Source organism: Micromonospora sp. NBC_00821 (genome assembly GCF_036347035.1).
Taxonomy (GTDB): Bacteria; Actinomycetota; Actinomycetes; order Mycobacteriales; family Micromonosporaceae; genus Micromonospora; species Micromonospora hortensis.
This window is the reverse complement of the sequence record NZ_CP108880.1, coordinates 1603143-1624024: the sequence shown is the minus strand read 5'-3', so window position 1 is coordinate 1624024 and position 20882 is coordinate 1603143. Positions and strand designations below refer to the sequence as shown.

General features: G+C 72.6%; 20 protein-coding genes and 2 tRNA genes. 9 read left to right on the top strand and 13 right to left on the bottom strand.

Annotated features, from left to right (window positions below; all coding sequences use genetic code 11):
- Complete coding sequence (locus OHB44_RS07610) at positions 1-684, top strand: DUF3515 family protein (protein ID WP_274531045.1); 684 nt, start codon at positions 1-3, stop codon at positions 682-684.
- A gap of 55 nt (positions 685-739) precedes the next feature.
- Here the strand turns inward: OHB44_RS07610 and OHB44_RS07605 are convergent, their stop codons facing one another.
- Positions 740-1840 carry a D-alanine--D-alanine ligase family protein gene (locus tag OHB44_RS07605; protein ID WP_091393084.1) on the bottom strand — a complete coding sequence of 367 codons (1101 nt, stop codon included), beginning with the start codon at positions 1838-1840 and terminating at the stop codon, positions 740-742.
- Between the two features lie 195 nt (positions 1841-2035).
- A complete protein-coding gene (locus tag OHB44_RS07600; protein ID WP_238684625.1) occupies positions 2036-2254 on the bottom strand; it encodes a hypothetical protein in 219 nt (72 codons plus the stop codon).
- 279 nt (positions 2255-2533) lie between these two features.
- Here OHB44_RS07600 and OHB44_RS07595 point away from each other — a divergent pair, with 279 nt between their 5' ends.
- Together OHB44_RS07595 and OHB44_RS07590 are read left to right on the top strand one after the other, a co-directional pair.
- Positions 2534-3379: a helix-turn-helix domain-containing protein gene (locus OHB44_RS07595; RefSeq protein ID WP_091393087.1), complete on the top strand. Its 846-nt coding sequence runs from the start codon at positions 2534-2536 to the stop codon at positions 3377-3379.
- Positions 3380-3384: 5 nt separating this feature from the next.
- On the top strand, positions 3385-3585 hold the full coding sequence (locus tag OHB44_RS07590) for a DUF397 domain-containing protein (RefSeq protein WP_112582016.1): 201 nt from the start codon (positions 3385-3387) through the stop codon (positions 3583-3585).
- A gap of 41 nt (positions 3586-3626) precedes the next feature.
- Here the strand turns inward: OHB44_RS07590 and OHB44_RS07585 are convergent, their stop codons facing one another.
- From OHB44_RS07585 to OHB44_RS07565, 5 genes are all read right to left on the bottom strand, one after another.
- Positions 3627-4676, bottom strand: coding sequence for an ROK family protein (locus OHB44_RS07585; RefSeq protein ID WP_330440060.1), 1050 nt, complete (start codon positions 4674-4676; stop codon positions 3627-3629).
- Positions 4677-4923: 247 nt separating this feature from the next.
- Positions 4924-5709, bottom strand: a complete 786-nt coding sequence (locus OHB44_RS07580) for a putative protein N(5)-glutamine methyltransferase (protein ID WP_330440058.1) — start codon at positions 5707-5709, stop codon at positions 4924-4926.
- An 8-nt stretch (positions 5710-5717) separates the two neighbouring features.
- Entirely contained in the window at positions 5718-6836 is a 1119-nt protein-coding gene (locus OHB44_RS07575) for a cystathionine gamma-lyase (protein ID WP_238684628.1), read from the bottom strand.
- Between the two features lie 8 nt (positions 6837-6844).
- Positions 6845-7852 carry an NAD(P)H-dependent glycerol-3-phosphate dehydrogenase gene (locus OHB44_RS07570; RefSeq protein ID WP_238684629.1) on the bottom strand — a complete coding sequence of 336 codons (1008 nt, stop codon included), beginning with the start codon at positions 7850-7852 and terminating at the stop codon, positions 6845-6847.
- A 67-nt stretch (positions 7853-7919) separates the two neighbouring features.
- Positions 7920-8657: a lysophospholipid acyltransferase family protein gene (locus OHB44_RS07565; RefSeq protein ID WP_238684630.1), complete on the bottom strand. Its 738-nt coding sequence runs from the start codon at positions 8655-8657 to the stop codon at positions 7920-7922.
- 129 nt (positions 8658-8786) lie between these two features.
- Between OHB44_RS07565 and cofC the strand changes: the two genes are divergently transcribed.
- The 5 genes from cofC to OHB44_RS07540 are packed head-to-tail and all read left to right on the top strand — an operon-like array spanning position 8787 to position 14519.
- On the top strand, positions 8787-9434 hold the full coding sequence (gene cofC, locus OHB44_RS07560; RefSeq protein WP_238684631.1) for a 2-phospho-L-lactate guanylyltransferase: 648 nt from the start codon (positions 8787-8789) through the stop codon (positions 9432-9434).
- Between the two features lie 58 nt (positions 9435-9492).
- Complete coding sequence (locus tag OHB44_RS07555; RefSeq protein ID WP_030335323.1) at positions 9493-9690, top strand: cold-shock protein; 198 nt, start codon at positions 9493-9495, stop codon at positions 9688-9690.
- Between the two features lie 54 nt (positions 9691-9744).
- Entirely contained in the window at positions 9745-12108 is a 2364-nt protein-coding gene (locus tag OHB44_RS07550) for an RNA degradosome polyphosphate kinase (RefSeq protein WP_442932656.1), read from the top strand.
- 24 nt (positions 12109-12132) lie between these two features.
- Positions 12133-13653: a CYTH and CHAD domain-containing protein gene (locus tag OHB44_RS07545; RefSeq protein ID WP_330440057.1), complete on the top strand. Its 1521-nt coding sequence runs from the start codon at positions 12133-12135 to the stop codon at positions 13651-13653.
- Positions 13641-14519, top strand: a complete 879-nt coding sequence (locus tag OHB44_RS07540) for an NUDIX hydrolase (protein ID WP_330440056.1) — start codon at positions 13641-13643, stop codon at positions 14517-14519. Before OHB44_RS07545 ends, OHB44_RS07540 begins: the two co-directional genes overlap by 13 nt.
- A 28-nt stretch (positions 14520-14547) precedes the next feature.
- Here the strand turns inward: OHB44_RS07540 and OHB44_RS07535 are convergent, their stop codons facing one another.
- The 4 genes from OHB44_RS07535 to leuC form a co-directional block, all read right to left on the bottom strand.
- A complete protein-coding gene (locus OHB44_RS07535; RefSeq protein ID WP_330440054.1) occupies positions 14548-16485 on the bottom strand; it encodes an endonuclease/exonuclease/phosphatase family protein in 1938 nt (645 codons plus the stop codon).
- Positions 16486-16647: 162 nt separating this feature from the next.
- Positions 16648-17331, bottom strand: coding sequence for an HU family DNA-binding protein (locus OHB44_RS07530; protein WP_181518641.1), 684 nt, complete (start codon positions 17329-17331; stop codon positions 16648-16650).
- A gap of 172 nt (positions 17332-17503) precedes the next feature.
- Positions 17504-18091: a 3-isopropylmalate dehydratase small subunit gene (gene leuD / locus OHB44_RS07525; RefSeq protein ID WP_266303442.1), complete on the bottom strand. Its 588-nt coding sequence runs from the start codon at positions 18089-18091 to the stop codon at positions 17504-17506.
- A gap of 14 nt (positions 18092-18105) precedes the next feature.
- The gene (gene leuC / locus OHB44_RS07520) at positions 18106-19551 is read right to left on the bottom strand and encodes a 3-isopropylmalate dehydratase large subunit (RefSeq protein ID WP_238684638.1); all 1446 of its coding nucleotides are present in this window, start codon (positions 19549-19551) and stop codon (positions 18106-18108) included.
- A 49-nt stretch (positions 19552-19600) separates the two neighbouring features.
- Here leuC and OHB44_RS07515 point away from each other — a divergent pair, with 49 nt between their 5' ends.
- Positions 19601-20287, top strand: a complete 687-nt coding sequence (locus tag OHB44_RS07515) for an IclR family transcriptional regulator (RefSeq protein WP_007456408.1) — start codon at positions 19601-19603, stop codon at positions 20285-20287.
- Between the two features lie 172 nt (positions 20288-20459).
- Here the strand turns inward: OHB44_RS07515 and OHB44_RS07510 are convergent.
- Together OHB44_RS07510 and OHB44_RS07505 are read right to left on the bottom strand one after the other, a co-directional pair.
- Positions 20460-20532: transfer RNA gene (locus tag OHB44_RS07510), tRNA-Glu, on the bottom strand.
- 174 nt (positions 20533-20706) lie between these two features.
- A tRNA-Glu gene (locus OHB44_RS07505) sits at positions 20707-20779 on the bottom strand.
- Positions 20780-20882 lie beyond the last annotated feature (103 nt).

Here is a 20882-nt window from a genome sequence, read left to right as displayed (position 1 = left end):
ATGACGACCTCCTCCTCGGCTCTGGACGACGACAGGGCGCGTGACGCGGCCGACGGTACGTCCGAGCCGGCTGACGGTAACCGCGAGTCGACCGATCCGGCCGCCGCCGCGCCGGCCGGCCGCGATCGGACCATGCGTGGCGCGGCCCTGCTGGCCACGTTGATCGCGCTGCCGATCACGCTGCTGGTGGCCGTGCTGGCCTTCAGCAAGCTCAGCCCGGACACGCCGGCCGCCGCGCCGACGCCCTCCGCGACCACCGCCCGGGTGCAGTCCACCACCCCGGTGGAGATGGCCGCCCCGGCGCTGGCCGCCCGCCCGGCCACGGTCTGCCGGGCCCTGCTCTCCCAGCTTCCGGCGAGCATCCGCGACCTGGCCCAGCGGCCGGTCACCGCCGGTCCGGAGCAGAACGCCGCCTACGGCGACCCCGCGCTGACAGTGGCCTGCGGCGGCACCGAGCCGGCCTTCCCCAGCACCGACGAGGTCTGGACGGTCAACCGGGTCTGCTGGCACCTGGCCGAGCAGGCCGACGCGGCGGTCCTCTCCACAGTCGATCGGGAGACGCTGATCACTGTGCGCGTCCCGCGCTCGTACGAGCAGCCGTTGCAGTGGTTGCCGACGATCTCCAGCACGATCGTGGCGAGCGTGCCCTCCGGCGGCGCGATCCCGTCCGGCTGCCAGCGCTGAATCCGAACAGACTCCGCCCGCGTCGGCTGACCGGCGCGGGCGGGGTTCGGACGGCTCAGTGCAGGCCGACGCCGCGCCGCTGGGCGGTACGGATCAGCCGGTTGACCAGCTTCGGGTACTCCAGGCCGGAGGCCGCCCACATCCGCGGGAACATCGACGTCGGGGTGAAGCCGGGCATCGTGTTGATCTCGTTGAGGTAGACGTCCAGCTCGGGAGTGACGAAGAAGTCGGCCCGGGCCAGACCGGCGCAGTCCAGTGCGGTGAACGCGCGGACGGCGTACTCCTGCACCTGGCGGGTCACCTTCTCCGGCAGGTTGGCCGGGATGTCGTACTCGCAGGAGTCGTCGAGGTACTTCGCCTCGAAGTCGTAGAAGTCGTGGTCGGCGACGACCCGCACCTCGGCCAGCACGGACGCCTCGGGCGTGCCGCCGGCCTCGCCCTCCAGCACACCGCACTCGATCTCGCGGCCGACGATCGCGGCCTCGATGATGACCTTCGGGTCGAACTGCCGGGCGGCGGCGACGGCCGCGTCCAGCTCTGCCCAGTCGGTGACCTTGCTGACGCCGAACGACGACCCGGCCCGGGACGGCTTGACGAAGACGGGCAGGCCGAGCCGCTCCTTGTCCTGCTCGCTGAGCGTCATGCCGTTGCGCAGGACCGCGTACGTGCCGACCGGGATGCCCTCGACGGCACAGAGCTTCTTGGTGAACTCCTTGTCCATGGCGGCCGCGGAGGCGAACACGTTCGCCCCGACGTAGGGGATGCCGGCCATCTCCAGCATTCCCTGGATGGTGCCGTCCTCGCCGTAGGTGCCGTGCAGCACCGGGAAGACCACGTCCACGTCGGCCAGCGCCCGGGGGCCCTCGGTCGGGTCGAGCACCATCAGTCCGTTGCCGGTGGGGTCGGCGCGCAGCACGATGTCGTCACCCGAGTCGGCGGTGATCTCCGGCAGCTGACGGGCGTTGATCGCGAGCTGGGCGGGGTCTCCGTTGGTCAGCACCCACTGGCCCGCCCGGGTGATGCCCACCGGCACCACCTCGAACTCGTCCGGGTCGAGTGCGCCGAACACACTGCCGGCGCTGACGCAGGAGATGCCGTGCTCCGGGCTGCGGCCGCCGAAGACGATCGCCACGCGGGTCTTGCCTGGGGTGGTCACTCCGGTCACCTCTTCGTACGCGACTGCGGCTGGTCGTGCTCGCCGGTGGCGCTCACCCGGTTGACCTTACTGTGCGTGGCCGCAGGGCGAGGCGATACCCGGCGAGCCACGGCACGACACGGCAAACAGTCAGGAGAGGATATACGGTGTGTAATCGGACGGTAGTGCTGCCACAGACCGCCGACCTGGGCCTGTTCAGTCCCGGGAGTGCCGGCGCCCGACCGCGATCACCTTTACCCGCTGCCGGCCGGCCCGCACCATGCCCAGCGCCATGAACGCTCCGGCGATGCGGTCGGCGGCCTCCCGGCTGCTGGCGCCGACGACCTGCCGGCGCCGTTCCGGCGCGACCCGCTCGTTGCGGTTGACGCCCTCGACGTGGCGCACATCGGTGAGCACCACGAGGAAGCGGGTCATCGCACTCCGCCCGAGGGTACGGCGGGGGGCTCCGGGCGGGTTCGCACGTCGTCTCCTTCCGGCAGGCCGGGATGGAGGGGGCGGCACGCGACGATCGGGTACGGGGGAGAAACCCGATCGCCGCGCGCCCCATCCCCTCCGGTCGCTCACCACCACCGTCGCCACGACAACCGGCGGTGAGGACGCCATAACAGATTGACACGTGTATAGGCGTGAATGCAACTCCCATCGACGTTCTCTCATGCAGACGTTCCCGCAAATGTGTGCGACCATCGATGCATGGCTCCGAAGACCGCCCGCGCCCGCCGGCTCGGCATCGCCCTGCGCCACCACCGGGAAGCCGCCGGGCTGACGCTGGAGACCGCGGCGGATGAGATCAACAGCACCCGCAGCACGCTCTCCCGCTACGAGAACGCCCAGACCCTGATCAGCCCGGCCACCGTGCGCGCCCTGCTCACGTCGTACGGGGTGAGTGCCGAGGAGGTGGCCGCGGCGGTGCAGCTCGCCAAGGACGCCCGCAAGCCCGGCTGGTGGGTGTCGTACTCCTACCTGCTGGATCCGCGCACCATCGACTTCATCGCGCTGGAGGCCGAGGCGACAGCCATCGCCAACTTCGAGCCCTCGGTGGTCCCCGGCCTGTTGCAGACCGCTGACTACATCCGTGGCGTGATGCGCGGCGGGCCACACACCCTCGGCGACGACCTGGTGGAGCAGCGGGTCAAGATCCGGCTCGACCGACAACAGCGGCTCACCGCCGACCAGCCGCCCATCCTCGACGCGATCATCGACGAGGGCGCGCTGCTACGGCCGGTCGGTGACCAGTCGGTGATGAACGGGCAACTACGGCACCTGGTCAAGATGGCCGAGTTGCCGAACATCAGCGTCCAGGTGATCCCGCTCTCCGCCGGCTACCACCGGGGCACCCGGGGTTCCCTGCACATCCTCGAGTTCGCCGACCCGGAGGACCCGATCATCGCGTCGGTGGAGACAGTTGCGGGTCAGATGATCCTCGACCGCGCCGGCGAGACGCGTACCTGCACCAAGATCATGGAGCATCTCCGAAGCGTGGCGCTCAGCCCGGCGGACAGCCGCGAGATGCTCCTGTCAGTCCTGAAGGGACGGTAGGACCGATGACCCCGATGATCACAGCGGCGTTGGCCGCGGCGCGGTGGCGCAAGAGCAGCCGCAGCGGCGACGAAGGTGCCTGCGTGGAGGTGGCCGCGATCCCGCGGCTCGTTGCTGTGCGCGACTCCAAGGACCCGGCCGGCCCGGCTCTGCTGTTCCCAACGGCGGCCTGGGCCGCCTTCGCCCAGGCGCCACCGCAGCGCTGACCAGAGGTGCCGAGCCGGTGCGGGCCGAGGCCCGCGCCGGCTCAGGCAACCAGCGGACGAGGCTCCGGCACGGCGCGTAGCGCCTCCAGCGCGGCGATCGCGACGCCTCGGGCACCGGCCATGTCCCGATCCGGTACCAGGGCGAAGGCAGCCACCGCGGCCTGCTCCTCGCGGAGGACCGTGTGCTCGCGGACAGTCGCCAGAAACCAGTCGCGGAACTCCGGCGCCGCCTCCACCACTCCGCCCCCGACGAAGTACGCGTGCGGGTCGGTGAAGTTCGCGGCGACGGTGAACAGCCGCCCCAACGCCATCGCCTGCTGGGTGAAGAGGTCCCGCGCGAGAGCGTCCTCGCGCTCGCCGTACCCCCGGACCAGCTTGGCCCCCCGGGCCACCGGCTCGGCCACGAGCGGGTGCTCGGGGTACCGGGTCAGCCAGTACGGCAGCAGGTTGCGTTCGATGCCGGTCAACGAGGCGACGCTCTCGACATCTCCGGTGAAGCCGCAGGCGCAGGTGGGCTCCGGCTGGCCCGGGCCGAGCAGTCCGGTGAGCGGGATGTGCACATGGCCCAACTCCCCCGCCATCCCGGCCGCACCGGCGATCACCCGGCCGCTCTCGACCACACCGCCGCCGAGGCCGGTGCCGACGATCGCGGACACCGACGAACGGTTCATCGCGTCGGCGCCGAAGTAGACGTGGTGGGCGTAGAGCGCCGCCGCGTTGCCGTCGTTGTGATAGATCACCGGCAGCCCGAGCCGCCGCTCCAGCGCCCCTCGCACGTCGAAGCCGCGCCAGGCCGGCTGGGAGAAGTTGGTGGAGCCCCGCGACGAGATGACACCCTCGGCGCTGGCCGGGCCGGGAGTGTCCAGCCCGACCGCCTGAACCAGGTCGCGCGGCACGCCGGTCCGCGCCAGGGCGCCGTCCAGCGCCTGGGCCAACGCCTCGATCGCCGCCTCCGGCCCGGCCCGTACCTCGCTGGGGATCTCCAACAGCCCGTCCACCAGGAAGCGGCCGTCCACCGTCAGCACTGTGGCGTTGTTGCTGGTGCCGCCGTTGTCCAGCCCGACGACCACCGGCACCCCTGCGCTGCCCACCGAAACCGCCTCCCGCCGTCATGAGTGTGAGCCGAGGCTAGTGCCAACCCCCCTCCCCCGCCATGCCCGGCAGCCGCACCCTCCCCGCGATCTTGCACTTGCTGTCCCGACACAAGGGGCATCCCACTCATCCCGACAACCGAAACTGCAAGATCGCGGGGAGGGGGGGCGGGGCGGGGGCGGGGTGGGGTGGGGTGGGGGCGGGCGGGGCGGGGCGGGTGGGGCGGGGCGGGTGGGGCGGGGCGGGTTAGGGGCGGCGGGCGCAGACCGCGGTGGCGTCCAGGTCCTCGTCGTGGCGCACTGTGGGTACCAGGCCGGCCGCGGTGAAGGCCGCGCAAAGGGTTTCGACCTGGGTGGTGCCGGCTTCGACCACCAGGTGGCCGCCGGGGGTCAGCCACTCGGCGGCGTCGGCACCGACCCGGCGCAACACGGACAGCCCGTCCGGGCCGCCGTCGAGCGCCACCGGGGCCTCGTGCAGCCGCGCCTCCGGCGGCATCAGCGCGACCGCGTCGGTCGGCACGTACGGGGCGTTGGCGACCACCAGGTCCAGCCGACCCCGCCACTGTCGGGGCAGCGGCGCGAAGAGGTCACCCTCGTACACCTCGGCGTCCAAACCGACGACATTGCGGCGCGCACACGCCACAGCCGCCGGGTCGATGTCGGCGGCGGCCAGCCAGCGCGGCGCGAGCCGGTGTGCCAGCGCGACGGTGGTGGCCCCGGAGCCGCAGCACAGGTCGACCACGGCCGGAGCCGCGCCGGTCAGGTCGGCCGCCACCTCGACCAGCAGGGCGGTCCGGGCCCGGGGCACGAAGACGCCCTCGTCGACGGCGATCCGCAGGCCGCAGAACTCCGCCCAGCCGAGCAGGTACTCCAGCGGTTCGCCGGCCACCCGACGGTCGGTCAGGTCAGCCAACGCCGCAGGGCTTCGCGCGGCGGCCAGCAGCAACTCGGCCTCGTCCTCGGCGTAGACGCAACCGGCGGCCCGCAACCGACCCACCAGGGCGGCCCGGTCGGTGCGGAAAGGGAGCGCCATGGGAGACGTCAGACCGATCCCGCCACATCCAACGCGGCGGCGATGTCGGCCACCAGGTCCGCGGTGTCCTCAGCGCCGCAGGAGAGCCGGACGAAGCCGGGAGCGGTGTCGTCGCCCCACTGCGCCCGCCGGTCGGCAGTGGTGTGCAGGCCACCGAAGGAGGTCGCCGCCGCCACCAGCGTGGCGGCCTCGACGAATCGGCCCACCCGGTCGGCGTCGCCCAGGTCGAACGAGAGCACCCCCGGTATCCGGCGCATCTGCGCCGAGGCCACCGGGTACGCCGGGTCCTCCGGCCGCCCCGGCCACCGCAGGCCGGTCACGTCCGACCGGCCCGCGAGCAGGTCCACGACAGCGGCGGCGTTGGCGCTCTGCCGCGCCAGCCGCAGGTCGAGAGTGGCCAGTGACCGGTGGGCCAGCCAGGCGTCGAACGCGCCCGGAACCGCCCCGGTGGTGGTACGCCAGGTCGTCACCGCCTCGATCAGCTCGGTGGACCGGCTGGCCAGGTAGCCCAGCAGCAGGTCGGAGTGGCCGGTGAGCGCCTTCGTCCCGGAGGCGACCACCAGGTCGGCACCGAGATCCAACGGACGCTGTCCGAGCGGGGTGGCTGTGGTGTTGTCCACCGCGAGCAGCGCGCCGGCGGCGTGCGCCCGCTCGGCCAGGGCCGCCACGTCGACCACGTCGAGGCCCGGGTTGGCGGGCGTCTCCACCAGCACCAGCCGGACGCCCTCGAACGACGGGTACGGCCCGACGGTCGGCGCGAACAGCACCCGGACGCCGATCGCCTCCAGCACACCTGTGGCGAACGCCCGGACCGGGAAGTATCCGTCGGTGGGGAGCACCACTGTGTCCCCCGGCCGCAGCAGGCTGAGCAGCAGGCCGGTGATGGCCGCCTGACCGGTCGCGAAGACGCGGCAGTCACCGCCCTCCAGCTCGCCGACCGCCGCCTCCAGCAGCCGGCGGGTCGGGTTGTCGGGGCGACCGTAGCCGTTCGGTGACGTGCCCTGACCCTCGAACGGATCGAGGTGGTACGGCGCGGCGAAGACCGGCCCGGGTAGGAACGGGTCCCCCGGCGCCGGCTCGGGCAGGCCGGCACGTACGCAGCGGGTGCCGTCTCCCCACTCGCTCATCGGGTTCCTCACTCGTACGACTCGGGTTTGGCGGTGCGGCTCATCAGGGTCTCCACGGCGAGGCGCGGGTCCATGCCCTCGTGGCAGATCCGCTCGACGTGCTCGGTGATCGGCATCTCCACGCCGTGCGCCCGGGCCAGGTCGCGGATCGCCAGGCAGCTCTTCACGCCCTCGGCGGTCTGTCGGGTGGCGGTCTGGGCCTGCTCCAGCGTCTCGCCCCGGCCCAGATGCTCGCCGAAGGTGCGGTTGCGGGCCAGCGGGGACGAGCAGGACGCGACCAGGTCGCCCATGCCGGCGAGGCCGGCGAAGGTGATCGGGTCCGCGCCGAGCGCCACGCCCAGTCGGGCCGTCTCGGCCAGCCCACGGGTCATCAGCATGGCCCGGGTGTTGTCGCCGAAACCCATCGCGGTGGCGATGCCGTACGACAGGGCGATCACGTTCTTGACCGCCCCGCCCAGCTCACAGCCGATCACGTCGTCGTTGGTGTAGGGGCGCAGGTACGGGGTCCGGATCGACGACTGGACGAGCGTGGCGCGGGCGCTGTTCGTCCCGGCGACCACTGTCGCGGCGGGCTGCTCGGCGGCGATCTCCGGGGCCAGGTTCGGGCCGGACACGACGACCACCCGGTCCGCGGCGACCCCGGCGGTCTCCACGATGACCTCGCTCATCCGCTTGGTGGTGCCCAGCTCGATGCCCTTCATCAGCGATACCAGGGTGGAGTCCGGGTGCAGGTGCCCGGCCCATTCGGCGAGGTTGCCGCGCAGGGTCTGCGACGGCACTGCCAACACCACCACCTCGGCGCCGGTGATCGCCTCGGCGGCGTCGGCGGTGGCGGTGACGCGGGCCGGGAGCAGCAGGCCGGGCAGGTACTCCGGATTGCGTCGCTCGGTCCGGATGCACTCGGCGACCGGTGCCCGGCGGGCCCACACCGTCACGTCCCGCCCCGCGTCCGCGAGGATCTTGGCGAACGCGGTGCCCCAGGAACCGGCACCGAGAACCGCGACGTGACCGCTCATGCCACCGCTCCGCTTCGCTTCGCGGCGGCCTGAACGGCACCGCTACTGAGCCAGACGATCCGCTCGCTCATGCCGCGTCGTCCCGCTGCTCGGGGCCGACGGAGGACCGGGCCGGTCGCTCCCACAGTGGCGGCGGAGTACCGCCACGGATCTCGGCGAGCATGTCCCGCAGCCGCAACATGATGGTGTCCGTCATCTCCTCGAGGGTGGCCCGGGTCGGCTGGGCGTCCGCCCACCGGCTCAGGTCGATCGGCTCCCCGGCGGCAACGGTCACCGGGATCCGGGGTCGCAGGCTGACACGGGTCGTCCGCGGGTCGAAGATCCGTTCCGGCCCCCACATCACCACCGGTACGACCGGGGCGCCGGTGGCCAGGGCCAGCCGGGCCGCACCGGTCTTGGCCTTCATCGGCCAGAGCTCCGGCTGTCGCGTGGTGGTGCCCTCAGGGTAGATCACGACGGCGCCGCCCTCGTCGAGCGCGGCGACCAGTGCGTCCAGTGAGCGGACGGCGTCAACGCTGCCCCGCTCGACCGGGATCTGCCGGCACCGGTGCAGGATCCAGCCGACCACCGGCACCCGGAACACGCTGGCCTTGCCCAGGTACTGCGGCCAGCGCCCGGAGTCGTAGATGAAGTGCGCGGACACCAGCGGGTCGGCGTGGGAGATGTGGTTCGCGACGATGATCATGCCGCCGTCGCCGTGGAGATGCTCCTGACCACGCCAGGTACGCCGGGTCCAGACGGTCATCACCGGCTTCACCAGCCACACGGCGAACCGTTGCCAGAACCCCAGCCTCCGCCGTGCCACTGTGCCTCCTCTTTCGCGCCCCAACCCCGCCGCAACATCCCGCCCGCGACGCCCGCAGCGGAAATCATGCCTGCTCGCCCCCGGTACGGCCAGCGAGGGGCCCGCCGTCCGGCTGGCAGGATTGCGGACGTGACTCAGCCGAGGTGGGCCGTGGTGGTGCCGGTGAAGCGGCTGGCCGTGGCCAAGAGCCGGCTGCGGGGCGCGCTGCCCGGCGTACCCCATGAGGAGTTGGCGCTGGCCCTGGCGGCCGACACGCTCCGCGCGGTGCTGGCCTGCCCGGCGGTCGCCGAGGCCCTGGTGGTCACCGACGACGCCCGGGTGGCGGCGGCGGCACGGGCCGCCGGCGCGCGGGTGCTGCCGGACGAGCCGGACGCCGGCCTGAACGCCGCGTTCCGGCACGGGGCGGCCACTGCCGCCGCCGGGTGGGTGGCCGGGATCACCGCGGATGTGCCGGCGCTGCGCCCGGCCGAGTTGGCCGGCGCGCTGCTCGCGGCGCAGAACGGCCGGCAGGGGGTACGCCGGTTCCTGCCGGACGCGCCCGGCGGGGGCACCGTGCTGCTCACCGCCGGCCCGGATGTGCCGCTGGATCCGCGTTTCGGGGTGGGCTCGGCGGTAGCGCACGCGGCGAGCGGTGCGCTGCCGCTCGACGGCGACTGGCCCAGCCTGCGCCGGGACGTGGACACCGCCGCGGACCTGGCCGCCGCCGCCCGCCTCGGGCTGGGGCCGCGCACCGCCGCGCTGATGGCCGCCGGTCGCCCCGCCCGCGCCGCAGGCTGAGCCGCCCGGCGGGCTGAGCCCACGCCACTGGGTCAACCGCCGGGTGTACGGTGCCAGCATGCAGGGCACTGTGGCCAGCTACGACGCGGCGACGCGCAGCGGAGTCCTGCTGCTCGACGACGGCACCGAGATGCGTTTCCCCGCCCGGGCCTTCGACGCCTCCGGGCTGCGACTTCTCCGGCTCGGGCAGCGGGTCCGCATCGACACCGATCCCGACGGCGAGGTTGTCCGGGTGACATTGCCGACGATGATCTGACCCGGCGAGCCCAAGTTCATTTTGCGTTTACCGTAATCGGGTGATTATGAGCGGGTGAGCACCCCTCGCGAGCAACCGGCCCACCCGCCCGCCACCGACCTCCGCAACGGCTCCCGTACGCGCGGCACCGATGGGCGCTTCCGCCCGTCCCGTGCCGAACGTGCCAGTGCCGCCCGCGCCGACACGCTCGCCGACGATCCTGGTGCCGCCTCCTCCGGGCTGGACGAGGTCATCGACCCCGCCCCGAGCATCGAGGCGGACGGCCCGGCCGCCGGTGACGTCCACCCGGTCCTGCCCGACGACCTGCCGACCGGCGCCGCAGCGGAGGACGACGACGAGCCCCCGGCGGCCCCGCCGCTGCCCGAGGACCGGTTCCTCAACCGGGAGCTGTCCTGGCTCGACTTCAACGCCCGGGTGCTCACCCTGGCCGAGGACCCGCGCACCCCGCTGCTGGAGCGGGCCAAGTTCCTGGCCATCTTCGCCAGCAATCTCGACGAGTTCTACATGGTGCGCATCGCCGGGCTGAAGCGGCGGCTCTCCGCCGGCCTGCCGGTGCGCGGCGGGGACCGGCTGCCCCTGCGTACGCAGTTGGAGCTGATCGCCGAGCGGACCGCCGCGCTGGGCGCCCGGCACGCCGCCTGCTTCGTCGACGACGTGCTGCCCAAGCTGGCCGACGAGCGCATCCGCATCCTGCGCTGGGGCGAGTTGGGCGACGGCGAGCGGGAGCGGCTGCGCACCTACTTCCGGGAGCACATCTTCCCGGTGCTGACCCCGCTCGCTGTGGACCCGGCGCACCCGTTCCCGTACATCTCGGGGCGGTCGCTGAACCTGGCGGTGTCGGTTCGTGACCCGGACGGCGGTTCGGAGCTGTTCGCCCGGGTGAAGGTGCCCAACAACGTCCCCCGCTTCGTCCGGGTGGACCGGGACCAGCCGGGCGTCCGGATGTTGCCGGTGGAGGACCTGATCTCGGTGCACCTGGGGCAGCTGTTCAGTGGCATGCAGGTGGTCGAGTGCCACCTGTTCCGGGTCACCCGCAACGCCGAGGTGGAGGTCGACGAGGACCGCGACGAGGATCTGCTGCAGGCCCTGGAACGGGAGCTGGCCCGTCGGCGGTTCGGTCCCCCGGTCCGCCTGGAGGTCGCCGCGTCCATCTCCGACCACATGTTGGAGCTGCTCGTCCGCGAGCTGGACATGGACGACCAGGACGTGCTGCGGGTGCCCGGCCTGCTGGACCTGTCCGCGCTGTGGCAGGTCTACGGCGAGGCGGACCGGCCCGACCTGAAGGACCCGCCGTTCGTGCCGGCCACCCATCCCCGGCTCGCCGAGGGTGAGGTGCCGCGCAGCGTCTTCTCCACACTGCGCGACGGGGACATCCTGGTGCACCACCCGTACCACTCGTTCGCCACCAGCGTGCAGCGCTTCATCGAGCAGGCCGCCGCCGACCCGAACGTGCTGGCCATCAAGCAGACCCTCTACCGGACCAGCGGCGACTCCCCGATCGTCGACGCGCTCGTCGACGCGGCCGCAGCCGGCAAGCAGGTGGTGGTGCTGGTGGAGGTGAAGGCCCGCTTCGACGAGGTGGCGAACATCGGCTGGGCCCGCACGTTGGAACGCGCCGGCTGCCACGTGGTGTACGGCCTGGTCGGCTTGAAGACGCACTGCAAGACCGCGCTGGTGGTCCGGCAGGAGGGCAACCAGATCCGTCGCTACTGCCACATCGGCACCGGCAACTACCACCCGAAGACGGCCCGACTGTACGAGGACTTCGGCATGCTCACCGCCGACCCGGAGATCGGCGCCGACCTCACCGACCTGTTCAACGTGCTCACCGGATACAGCCGGCAGACCGCGTACCGGCGGTTGCTGGTCGCCCCGCAGGGCATCCGCAGCGGCCTCATCGAGCGGATCGAGCGGGAGATCTCACACGTCCGCCTGGGCATGCCCGGCCTGGTCCAGTTCAAGGTCAACTCCCTGGTCGACGAGGGGGTGACCGACGCGCTGTACCGCGCCTCCCAGGCCGGCGTGCACGTCGACCTGCTCATCCGGGGCATGTGCACGCTGCGCCCAGGGGTGCCGGGGCTGTCGGAGAACATCAGGGTCCGCTCGATCCTCGGCCGGTTCCTGGAACACTCCCGGGTCTTCCGGTTCGGCAACAACGGTGAGGCCGAGTTCTGGATGGGCTCGGCCGACCTCATGCACCGCAACCTGGACCGGCGGGTGGAGGCGCTGGTGCGGGTGAGCGACCCGATCGCCCGCGCCGAGTTGGACCATGTGCTGACCGCCGCGATGAGCCCCGAAGTGGACGCGTTCGAGCTGGCCGGCGACGGGACCTGGACCCGGCGTACCGGCGGTGACGACGCCCCCCGGGCCCATCTGCAGGAACTGCTGCTGCGCCGCGTCGGTGGCACGGCCAGCTGACCGCGCAGCGCATAGGCTGAGCTGATGGTCGAGGAGGAGCAGAAGTACGAGGTGGACGACGCCTACGTGCTGCCGGACCTGGCCGGCGCGGCCCCGGCCGGCGGTCGGGTCCGGGCACTGCCACCGGTGACGCTTGTCGCCCGCTACCTCGACACTGTCGACCTGCGGCTGGCCCGGGCCGGTGCCTCACTACGCCACCGCAAGGGCGACGAGCTGCCCTGGACGGTGAAACTACCGACCGGGACGCCGGGCGTCCGGCACGAGATCTCCCGTCCCGGGCCGAAGGGGCAGCCGCCCGCGGAGTTGCTGGAGTTGGTCACCGTTCTGCACCGGGGGGCGCCGCTGGCCCCGGTGACAGTGGTGCGGACGGTGCGGCACGCGTACGAGGTGTGCGACCGGGCCGGCTCCGTGCTCGCCGAGGTGGTGGACGACCGGGTGACAGTGCTCGACGACGCCGGCGCCACCACCGACACGTTCCGCGAGGTGGAGGTGGAGCTGAAGGCCGGCGACCGGAAGCTGCTCGACCGGGTCGGCGGGGTGCTGCGCGAGGCTGGCGCCCAGGGCGGGTCGTTCACGCCGAAGCACGTACGGGCGCTCGGCGCCACGGCGCAGGCCGATCCGGACCTGGTCGCGCCGGCCGGGCTGACCGCCGAGCCGAGCGCCGGTGACGTGGTGACCGAGGCGCTACGCAAGGAGATCCGCCGGCTGTTGGCGCACGACCCGCTGGTCCGGCTGCGCGCCCCGGCTGCCGGCGGCGACACCGCCGTGCATCAGATGCGGGTGGCCTGCCGACGCCTGCGCAGTGATCTGCGCACCTTCAAACCGTTGCTGCGAAAGACCTGGTCCCGCCCGCTGCGCACCGAGCTGCGCTGGTTGGCCGACGTGCTCGGCGCGGCCCGCGACGCCGAGGTGCTGCGCGCGCGGCTGCGCCGTACCGCCGACGCCGATCCGCTGAGCCCACTCGACAGTGGCGCTGTGGATCGGCTCGACGAGGTGCTCGCCGAACGGCAGCGGCAGGCGCTCACCGCCATCGACGAGATGCTGCGCTCCGCGCGCTACCTGGCCCTGGTGGACTCCCTGGTGCTGGCCGCCGGCGCGCCCCGGTTCACCCGCCGGGCGGCAGCGCCCGCCGCGCAGGCGCTACCCGCGCTGGTGGCCCGCCCCTGGCGGCGGTTGACCGGGCCGGACGGCGTCGGCGGGCTCGACGCACAGTCGCCGGACGAACGCTGGCACGCCGTCCGCAAGGAGGGCAAGCAGGCCCGGTACGCGGTCAACGCGGTGGCCCCGACGGTCGGCAAGGGCGCACGGCGGCTGTCCCGCGCACTCGCCCGGGTGCAGGACGTGCTCGGCGAGCACCAGGACGCGGCGGTGGCGGCGGACACCTGGTTGGAGATCGCCGCCGAGCGACCGGACGACCACGAGCTGGCGGTCACCGCCGGGCGGCTGGCCGAGCGGGAACGCCTGTCGGTACGCCGGACAAGGGGTCTCCTCCCGGCCGCCTGGCACCGGGCCACCCGGCGACGGCGCACCAGTTGGCTGCCGTGACGGGCATCCGGGCGGCGGGCGGGGTGGCCTGGCGGCCGACCGACGACGGCGTACGCGTCTGCGTGGTGCACCGCCCCCGTTACGGCGACTGGACGCTACCGAAGGGCAAGTTGGAACCGGGCGAGCACGCGTTGGCCGCAGCTGTCCGTGAGGTGGCCGAGGAGGCCGACGTGCGGGGCGTGCCGCAGGTGCGGCTGCCGTCGGTGCGGTACCGCAGCGAGGGGCAACCCAAGCTGGTCGACTACTGGTCGATGCTCGCTGTGGCCAGCGGCGGTTTCCAACCGGACACCGAGGTGGACGACATCCGCTGGCTCGCCGTGGACGACGCGATCCGGTTGGTCAGTTACCCGCACGACGCCGAGGTGTTGGCGGCGTTCGCCGCCCTGCCGTCGGTCACGGCGACTGTCGCGCTGGTCCGGCACGCGCACGCCGGTAAGCGGGCCACCTGGTCCGGCCCGGACGTCGGGCGGCCCCTGGACGCCGAGGGGTGGGCCCAGGCGAGCACGCTGGCCGAGCTGATCGCCCTGATCCGACCGGCCCGACTGGTGTCGGCGTCGCCACGACGGTGCGTGCAGACGCTCGACCCGGCCGCCGCGTTGCTCGACCTGCCGATCGAGGTCTGCGGCGACCTGGACGAACCACAACCCGGCCAGCAGAGCGACGAGCAGATCCTGGCCACCGCAGCCCGACTGCTGGAGCTGGCCGACACCGGTGGGCAGTCGGTGGTGTGCAGCCAGGGCAAGGTCCTGCCGGGCGCCCTGGAGCGGCTGACCGGCCGCACCGATGAGGACTTCAGCACCCCGAAGGGCGGCGGCTGGCTGCTCGCCTTCGCCGCCGACCGGCTGCTGGCCGCCGATCGCCTGTAGGGCCCGCGTTCGGTGGGCCCCGGCTTGGTCAGCGGGGCGGCAGGGTCACTGTCACAGCGACCGGCAGGTGATCGCTGGCCGTGCCGCGCGGCGCGACTGGATCACTCGGGGTCAGGCCAGGCGAGACGAAGATGTGGTCGATCTGCTGGCGCGGGTCGTCCGCCGGGCTGGTCGCCAGTGGTCGGGCGGCGGCAAGCGCGTCGACCAGGCCGGCGTTGGTGAACTCCGCGAACGCCTCGTCGCCCGGCTCGGTGTTCAGGTCACCCGCCACCACCAACGGCCGACCGGCCGCGTACCGGGTGGCGAAGTCGGCGACCGCGCGGGCCTGGACCACCGGGCCCGTGCCGGGCGGCGGTTGCAGGTGGGTGCTGACCACTGCGGTACGGACACCGTCGCCGAGGTCCAGCGTGACGGCGAGGGCCTGCGCTCCGGTGGGCGCGCCGACGGCGGCCAGCGGCAGGGTCCGCGGATCGCGTACCGGCCAACGACTGAGCACCGCGTCGCCCCAGACCGGGTCGGCGGCCGGCCCGAAGACGTACGGCATGGCGAGCCGGTCGGCCAGCAGGTCCAGGGTGTCGTGCCCGCCGTTGAGCAGCCACGCCCGGTCCACCTCGCTGAGCAGCACCACGTCGGGCCGTTGCCGTTCGACGACCTCGGCGAGGCCGGCCAGGTCGAACCGGCCGTCCAGCCCGAACCCCATCCGGATGTTGTACGCCACCACCGTCAACCGTTCCGGTGGGCCGTCCCGGTTGCTGGCCACCGGCACCTCGTCGGCGAGCACCGGTGCCAGCAGGGCCAGCGCGGTGACCGCGGCGGCGGCCCGGAGCGGCGGAAACGGCCCGGGTGGCCGGTCGGCGACGGGGCGGGCGGTGAACGCCACGGCGGCGATCAGCACGGCCACCACCACCGGCACCGCAGCGTTGGGGTAGCCGAGGTCGTAGGCCGAGTAGTAGCCGACGGCCCCGAGCGCGAAGACGAGCATCCCGGCGGCGACCGCGTACCCCCGCCGGGAGGCGCTGGCGCTCGCGGTGTCGGCGGCTGACCGGCTGGTGTCGTCGGTCAACGCGAGGCAGGCGCCGAGGCCGACAGCGGCGAGGAGGATGGCTGGCAGGAGCAGGTCACCCCGGTCGAGGGCGAACAGCACCGCGCCGCCGAGCAGTGCCACCGGGCCGTACGCCCGGCCCCACCCACGGGGCGGCCGGGTCAACGCGGCGCACAGGAACCCGGCGACAGCCACCGGCACCGGCGCCAGCCCGAACAGCGGCGAACGAGCCACCCCGTCGCCGGCGACCAGGTACGACATCCCGGTTCGGGCCAGCGCCGGGGAGAGCGCCACCATCCCGGCCAGCAGCAGCGCCGGCCCGGCCAGCAGCCAGGCCCGGCCACCACCGGGGCCGGCAGCGGCGTCAGCGGGGCCGTCAGGGGCGTCAGCGAGGGCGTTACCCGCACCGCCGCGCTGGCCGGGTTGCGCCGTGCCGGCCAGGAACACCGCCACCGCGACGGCGCTGAGCAGCCAGGCCACCCAGTCACCCCGCCAGACCAGGTCGACGGTGTCCAGCACCGCGTGCACTGCCGCGTTGACAGCGAACCCCAACGCCAGCCCCGGGACCGGGCGATCGGTGTCGGCGGCGACGCCGACCAACCAGACCAGCCCGGCGAGCAACCCGGCGGTGGCCAACCAGAGCTGGGTACGCCCACCGGGAGCGGCGGTGAGCGCGAGCCGGGCGACGGCGAGCGCGACGGCGGCGACGACAGTGACCGGGCGGGCTCCGACTCGGCGGACCACTGCGGGTGCGCCCATCGCGAGCACGAACCAGCCGAGGGCGAACGCCCCCATCAGCTCGGCCGGCGTGGACGCCGCCTGACCGAAGATGGTGATGATGCCGGGCAGCCAGACCCGCAGCACGTCGATGAGGAGGAGCACGCCCAGCGCGAGCGTGCCGGTGGTGAGCTGGCGGTAGCGCACCGGCGCCCCATTTCCCGTCGACGGGCCGGCCCAGGGGTGGCCGGCACGGCGATTCTGCGCGAGCGAGCCAACAGGGTCAACGGTCCCCGTACGCCGAGAAGCCGGCCCGGCACGCCGAAAGGGCGCCCACCCACTGGTGGACGCCCTCGCGGTACGGGTCGGTCAGCGCTTGCTGGCCGCCTTCTTGGCCGGAGCCTTCTTCGCCGGCGCCTTCTTGGCCGCCGTGCTCTTGCTCGCCGCCGCGGTGGTCTTCTTCGCCGCGGTCGACCGGGTCGCGGCGGTGGTCTTCTTCGCCGCGGTGGTCTTCTTGCTGGCGGCCGTCTTGGTCGCCGTGGTGGTCTTGCTCGCCTTGGCCGGGGCGGTCTTCTTGCTGGCGGCCGTCTTGGTCGCCGTGGCGGTCTTGCTCGCCTTGGCCGGGGCGGTCTTCTTGCTGGCCGCCTTCGCCGTGGTCGCCTTGGTGCCCGCCGCCTTGGCGGTGGCCGCCTTGGTGCCGGTCGCCTTCGTGCCCGCCGCCTTGGCCGTGGCGGTGCTGGTGGTGGCCTTCTTCGTCGCCACCGTGGCCTTCGGCACCTTGCCGCTGGCCACCATCTCCTTGAACCCGGCGCCGGGGCGGAAGGTCGGGACTGACGTCTTCTTGACCTTCACCGCCTCGCCGGTACGCGGGTTGCGCGCTGTTCGCGCGCCACGCACACGCTTTTCGAATGCTCCGAATCCGGTGATCGCCACCTTCTCGCCCTTGGTGACCGCCGCCTGGACCTCGGTGAGGACCGCGTCGAGCGCGGCCGTCGCCATCTTCCGGTCCCCCAGGCGAACGGCGAGCGCCTCGATGAGCTCGGCCTTGTTCACGACTTCCTCCCGATTGTGCAACTGACTCGTCGCGAGCCATTCTGCGCGCACGGTATGCCCTGTGCTGCCGGGACACAAACATTCGGTAGAAAAAAGCCCTTGTGTCGTAACGGATTCACCCCCACCGGATGGACCGATGGGGGTGAAATCCGCTGTGCGGGCGGCCTAACGGCTATGCGACGGAGGGCAGGAACGGCAGCCGGCGCGCCTCGTAGGAGTCGATGTCGGCGGCGTGGCGGAGGGTGAGTCCAATGTCGTCGAGGCCTTCCAGAAGCCGCCAACGGCTGAAGTCGTCCAGCGGGAAGGACCAGCTAGCGTCCCCCGCCCGGAGCTGGCGGGTGGTCAGGTCGACAGTCACCGCAGTGGTGGGATCCGCCTCGACCAGGTCCCACAACTCTTCGACGGCTTTCAATTCCAACTCGACCGGCAACAGACCTTCCTTGAGGGCGTTGCCGCGGAAGATGTCACCGAAGCGCGGGGCCACCACGGCACGGAAGCCCCAGTCCCGTAGCGCCCAGACGGCATGCTCCCGGGATGAGCCGGTGCCGAACTCCGGGCCGGCGATGAGGATCGACGCCCCAGAATAGTTTTCATCGTTGAGCACGAATGCCGGATCTTCCCGCCAGGCGCTGAACAGCCCGTCGGCGAAGCCGGTCCGGGTCACCCGCTTGAGGTACACGGCGGGGATGATCTGATCGGTGTCCACGTTGGACCGGCGCAGCGGCACGGCGGTGCCGGTGTGGGTGGTGAACTTGTCCATCTCGTCGGTCCCTTCTACAGGTCGGCGGGGGCGGCCAACCGGCCGACCACTGCGGTGGCGGCGGCCACCGGCGGGGAGACCAGGTGGGTACGTCCGCCCCGGCCCTGACGGCCCTCGAAGTTGCGGTTCGAGGTGGAGGCGGAGCGCTCGCCCGGCTTCAGCGTGTCGGGGTTCATCCCCAGACACATGGAACAGCCAGCGAACCGCCACTCGGCCCCGGCGTCGGCGAAGACCTTGTCCAGCCCCTCGGCCTCGGCGGCCTCGCGCACGGCGGCGGAGCCGGGCACCACGAGCATCCGGACGCCGTCAGCGACCCGGTGGCCACGCAGCACGTCGGCGGCGGCCCGCAGGTCCTCCAGGCGGCCGTTGGTGCAGGACCCCACGAACACCACGTCGATGGGCAGCTCCCGCAGCGGGGTGCCGGGGCGAAGGTCCATGTACTCCAGGGCCCGGCGGGCGGCAGTGCGCTCCGAGTCGGTGGTGAACTCCTCAGGGTCCGGCACCGGGGCGCTCAGCGGCGCACCCTGCCCGGGGTTGGTGCCCCAGGTGACGAACGGGGTGATCTGGCTGGCGTCCAGGGTCACCTCGGCGTCGAAGCGCGCGCCGTCGTCGGTGGGCAGCGTCCGCCACCACTCCACCGCCGCGTCCCAGTCCGCGCCCTGCGGCGCGTTCGGTCGACCCTTGAGGTACGCGAAGGTGGTCTCGTCCGGCGCGATCATGCCGGCCTTGGCACCCCACTCGATGGACATGTTGGCGATGGTCATCCGCCCCTCCATGGAGAGGGAGCGGATCGCCTCGCCGCGGTACTCGACGATGTGCCCCCGACCTCCACCGGTGCCGACCTGCGTGATCAGCGCGAGCACCAGGTCCTTGGCGGTCACGCCGGGCGCGAGCTGGCCGGTGACGTTCACGGCCATCGTCTTCGGCCGGCTCTGCGGCAGCGTCTGGGTGGCCAGCACGTGCTCCACCTCGCTGGTGCCGATGCCGAAGGCGAGCGCGCCGAAGGCGCCGTGGGTGGCGGTGTGCGAGTCGCCACAGACGATCGTCAGGCCCGGCTGGGTGAGACCGAGCTGCGGGCCGATCACGTGCACGATGCCCTGGTTGTCGTCGCCGAGCGGGTGCAGTCGCACGCCGAACTCGGCGCAGTTGCGGCGCAACGTCTCGATCTGCGTACGCGACGTGGGGTCCTCGATGGTGAGCAGGTCACCACGGCGGAGGCGGAACGCCGGGTCGGCGTACCCGGTCGGGGTGTTGTGGTCCTCGGTCGCGAGGGTCAGGTCGGTACGACGCACCCGGCGCCCGGCGAGCCGCAGCCCGTCGAAGGCCTGCGGGCTGGTCACCTCGTGCAGCAGGTGCAGGTCGATGAAGAGCAGGTCCGGCTCACCAGCGGCGGACCGTACGACGTGCGCGTCCCAGACCTTCTCGGCCAGGGTCCTCGGCTCAGGAGTGACTCCCACCATCTGGACATCCTAAATTCTGGGAGGTAAGTTTCGGCTTGTGGGACACAGTATGAGCGGTGTCGGCGTTCTCGACAAGGCGGTGGTCATCCTGGCCGCCTGCGTGGACGGCGCCAGCCTGGCCGAACTCGTCGAACGCACCAAGCTGCCCCGGGCCACAGCACATCGCCTGGCCCAGGCCCTGGAGATCCACCGAATGCTGGTGCGTGACACCCAGGGCAGATGGCGGCCCGGCCCCCGCCTGGGCGAGCTGGCCAACGCCGCACCGGACGTTCTGCTGACCGCCGCCGAGCCGCTGCTGGCCGCGCTGCGCGACGCCACCGGCGAGAGCGCGCAGCTCTATCTGCGCCGCGCCGACGAGCGGATCTGCGTGGCGGCGGCGGAACGCGCCAGCGGCCTACGGGACACCGTTCCGGTCGGCTCGGTGCTGCCGATGACCGCCGGCTCCGCGGCCCAGATCCTGCTCGCCTGGGAGCCGCCGGAGGCGGTGATGCCGCTGCTGCCGCGCAGCAAGTTCACCGGCCGCACCCTCGCCGAGGTACGCCGACGCGGCTGGGCGCAGAGCGTCGCCGAGCGGGAGGCCGGTGTGGCGAGCGTCTCCGCACCGATCCGCGACCGCACCGGCCGGGTCATCGCCTCGGTCAGCATCTCCGGCCCGATCGAGCGCCTGGGCCGCCGCCCCGGCGAACGCCACGCCATGGCCGTAGTAAGAGCCGGCCAACGCCTATCCGGCCTCTAACCCCCCAGTGCCCGCGTTGATCATGAAGTTATTGCCACCCACCTCGGCGTGTCGTGACAATAACTTCATGATCAACCGGGGAACGAGGGGTGCGGGCCTGGGGTGGGGGGACGGGGGCGGGGTCGAGGGACGAGAAAGGCTCATCTCGCGTCGCGAGATGAGCCTTTGGTTGTAGCCCCGACCGGATTCGAACCGGCGCTACCGCCTTGAGAGGGCGGCGTCCTGGGCCGCTAGACGACGGGGCCAGAACTTTTCCGTTCACCACCCTCGCGGGCGGTGCGAATGTAGTCTAGCGGCACCGTACCCGGGCACGAGCGCGGGGTGTGCTGTCACCCGAGGGCCCGGCGGGGGGCCGGAACGGGCCCGGCGGCGGACACGAAACAGCCCGCCTCACGAGGTGAGACGGGCTGTGCACGCTGTAGCCCCGACCGGATTCGAACCGGCGCTACCGCCTTGAGAGGGCGGCGTCCTGGGCCGCTAGACGACGGGGCCAGAACAACTTTTGCTCCCCCACCTTACCGGTGGAGGAGCTGCACTCTACCGAAGACCACCCTCCGCCCCCGGAGGGGCGGAGTCGAACTCCGTCAGAATCCAG

Coding starts and splice junctions, on each gene's coding strand:
- leuC (WP_238684638.1), bottom strand. CDS start 19,551: ATGGTGGGAGTCACTCCTGAGCCGAGGACCCTGGCCGAGAAGGTCTGG.
- OHB44_RS07595 (WP_091393087.1), top strand. CDS start 2,534: ATGGCTCCGAAGACCGCCCGCGCCCGCCGGCTCGGCATCGCCCTGCGC.
- OHB44_RS07590 (WP_112582016.1), top strand. CDS start 3,385: ATGACCCCGATGATCACAGCGGCGTTGGCCGCGGCGCGGTGGCGCAAG.
- OHB44_RS07570 (WP_238684629.1), bottom strand. CDS start 7,852: ATGAGCGGTCACGTCGCGGTTCTCGGTGCCGGTTCCTGGGGCACCGCG.
- leuD (WP_266303442.1), bottom strand. CDS start 18,091: ATGGACAAGTTCACCACCCACACCGGCACCGCCGTGCCGCTGCGCCGG.
- OHB44_RS07555 (WP_030335323.1), top strand. CDS start 9,493: ATGCAGGGCACTGTGGCCAGCTACGACGCGGCGACGCGCAGCGGAGTC.
- OHB44_RS07515 (WP_007456408.1), top strand. CDS start 19,601: ATGAGCGGTGTCGGCGTTCTCGACAAGGCGGTGGTCATCCTGGCCGCC.
- OHB44_RS07600 (WP_238684625.1), bottom strand. CDS start 2,254: ATGACCCGCTTCCTCGTGGTGCTCACCGATGTGCGCCACGTCGAGGGC.
- OHB44_RS07575 (WP_238684628.1), bottom strand. CDS start 6,836: ATGAGCGAGTGGGGAGACGGCACCCGCTGCGTACGTGCCGGCCTGCCC.
- OHB44_RS07610 (WP_274531045.1), top strand. CDS start 1: ATGACGACCTCCTCCTCGGCTCTGGACGACGACAGGGCGCGTGACGCG.
- OHB44_RS07580 (WP_330440058.1), bottom strand. CDS start 5,709: ATGGCGCTCCCTTTCCGCACCGACCGGGCCGCCCTGGTGGGTCGGTTG.
- OHB44_RS07545 (WP_330440057.1), top strand. CDS start 12,133: ATGGTCGAGGAGGAGCAGAAGTACGAGGTGGACGACGCCTACGTGCTG.